We start from the raw sequence: 1236 nt of genomic DNA on the forward strand, positions 1-1236 counted from the left end.
TGTAGTGGTCAACCCATCCCGGACAGTGGGTTGAGTTTTTCTTCGGCCACCGCAGGTGGTAACCCGTCGTTGAATTGATGCGGCCTGATCCAGTTGTAGCGGTGCATCAAGTAATGACTGATGTCCCGTTGGGCCTCCTGCGCCGTCAGGTAACCCGTTGACGGGACCCACTCCGACTTCAGACTGCGGAACAGGCGCTCCATCGGCGAGTTATCCCAGCAATTCCCTCGGCGACTCATGCTCTGCTGCATCCGATAGCGCCAGAGCCGTTGCCGAAACAGGCGGCTGGCGTACTGGCTGCCCTGGTCTGAATGGAACAGCACCTGCTGTGGCCTGCCGCGCTGTTCGTAGGCCATGTCCAGGGCCTTGATCACCAGTTCGGCATCCGGCTTGGCCGAGAACGCCCAGCCGATCACCCGCCGGGTATGCAGATCCAGCACCGCGGCCAGGTAGTGCCAACGGCCTTGCGCCCAGACGTAGGTGATGTCGCCACACCACACCTGATTGGGATGCTCGGTCGCGAATTTGCGGTTCAGCCGATTCGGGATATCCGGCCGCTCAACCGTGGCCTGTTTGTAGGCGTGCGAGCCCGGTTGCTTGCTGACCAGGCCCAGCTCACGCATCAACCGACGCACTCGGAAACGGCCGATGGTCACGCCCTCTTCGCGCAGCATGCCCAGAATGCTGCGGCTGCCGGCCGAGCCCCGACTCTGGCTGAACAACTGGTTGACTTGGCTGCGTAGCGCCACGCGGCGAGCATCGACACGCCGCCGTCGAAGACGGTGGACGTAGTAGCAAGACCGCGCCACATCGAAAGCTGAACAGACCACTTCCACCGACTCCTGCTCACTCAACTGGTCTATCAGCGCGTACGATCGAGTTCGTCCGACATCAAGAGAGCGGTAGCCTTTTTTAATATCGCTTTCTCCCGCTCCAACCGGTTGATCCGGGCTTCCAGCTCCTGGATCTTTTGCTGCTCAGGCGTCAACGCCTTGCTCTTCGGGGTCACACCCTGGCGCTCCGCCTCGAGCTGCTTCACCCAACGGCGCAAGGCCGAATCCACCACCCCCAGCGAACGGCAGGCGTCGATATGGCTGTAGCCTTGGTCCAACACCAGGGCCGCGGCCTCTCGTTTGAACTCGGCGGAAAACGTACGTCGTTGCTTGCTCATCAGACACCTCTCTCACGGCGAGGATTCTCGCCTAAATCGGTGTCCGGGATCAGTAGACCACTACA

Annotated in this window: 1 protein-coding gene; it reads right to left on the reverse strand. The window is 61.2% G+C overall.

Annotation, left to right across the window (positions count from 1 at the left end; genetic code table 11):
- Positions 1 to 8 precede the first annotated feature (8 nt).
- A protein-coding gene (locus tag N7650_RS27855; protein WP_087920907.1) for an IS3-like element IS222 family transposase occupies positions 9 to 1171 on the reverse strand; the annotation gives its coding sequence in 2 pieces (ribosomal slippage) (positions 9 to 916 and positions 916 to 1171; 1164 coding nt in all).
- Positions 1172 to 1236: the final 65 nt, after the last annotated feature.

Source organism: Pseudomonas sp. GD04058, assembly GCF_029836855.1.
In the GTDB taxonomy this organism is placed as follows: domain Bacteria; phylum Pseudomonadota; class Gammaproteobacteria; order Pseudomonadales; family Pseudomonadaceae; genus Aquipseudomonas; species Aquipseudomonas bharatica.